The 1,183-nt window shown below is 32.0% G+C and carries 1 protein-coding gene and 1 pseudogene; both read left to right on the top strand.

Annotated elements, in window-relative coordinates; genetic code table 11:
• The first annotated feature begins 287 nt into the window (after positions 1-287).
• Positions 288-725: a hypothetical protein gene (locus tag GBN19_RS15400; protein ID WP_151778699.1), complete on the top strand. Its 438-nt coding sequence runs from the start codon at positions 288-290 to the stop codon at positions 723-725.
• 372 nt (positions 726-1,097) lie between these two features.
• Positions 1,098-1,183: pseudogene (locus tag GBN19_RS16015) on the top strand (IS5/IS1182 family transposase); the annotation flags it as partial.

Raw genomic sequence — 1,183 nt, 5'->3', positions numbered from 1 at the left:
TAGAACCTGATCTTCCACGCAAAGCTTGGTTGGTCGCCCTTTGGTGTGGATCTTCTTCTTCATGTATTCAACGATCAAATCAAAGGTTGACCATGAGATGCCTGTGTATCGCTTAAACTGAGTTTCACGAAGCTTTTTAAAGTCTAGATATTTCATAGGGGGGATTATGCTTGAAAATATGAAACTTTGCAGGATATTTTTTGATCTAAAAGGTGGCTGTTTTTTGATTTATGAAAGAGGTCTAATATGATTCTGATACTTCACTTAAGATTTTTAATGATTATTTGTTGAAAGATGTAAAACTTACTATTTTAGAAAAAAAGATAATTTATGAGGATGGTAGTGAGTATATTTTACCTATTGCTGAGAATATTCATGTTTTATCAGATCGTACAAGATTTTTGATTATTTTTGGTGAAAAGCCTTCTAAGTTGAGCCAAAACTCAGAGTACCAGATGTTCTTTTTAAGACCAAATAATGCTGCTATCTATAATGCAGATGGAAGTTTACGGCATCAATTAATTGTTCCTGATGATCTAATGAATCAAGGTAATCTTGAAAAACAAGGATGGTATATACACTCAACGTATTATGCAGATTTTCCCCATTTGAAGGGTTTTGGGGTGATGGTGACAAATGACCATTATTGGCCTGCATTGTGTTTCTGTTTATATGATGATACACCTAATTTAATTTGGACAGGGTATAGTCAGGAAAGGCGTTGATATATAAAGTGCTGTTACGGATAGCCATTGGCGATAAACTAAATAGTTTTTTAGCTAAAGACTCTATTATGTCCTTCCATGGTTGTCATTTTCAGAGCGAAATTATTCTTTGGGTTGTACGTTTGAGACGATATCTCAAACCCGATCTGAGATTTATCCATTTTTTAGTGTACCTGTCAGATTAGATTTGAGCTAAAAATTTAGATAAGAGTGTACTTTTTCTAATAAGTGATATCGTTTCTTCCTAAGCTACAGATATTTTAATATTTAATCCAAATATTCGATCAAATTATAAATACTTATCCATTTTATGAAATTAATTTCAAATAAATAGACCTCTTGCGAAAGTAAAAAATTGTTTATACTAGTCCCATGAAATATGAAAATTTAACTAGATTTAATGATGGGGAATTTAAACGACTTGTTGGAATTCCTCGTCCATTATTCTTAAAAATGGT

The sequence above is a fragment of the Acinetobacter brisouii genome (genome assembly GCF_008993995.1).
GTDB lineage: Bacteria > Pseudomonadota > Gammaproteobacteria > Pseudomonadales > Moraxellaceae > Acinetobacter > Acinetobacter brisouii_A.
The sequence above is the reverse complement of the archived record's forward strand: the minus strand, read 5'-3'. Positions and strand labels throughout refer to the sequence as shown.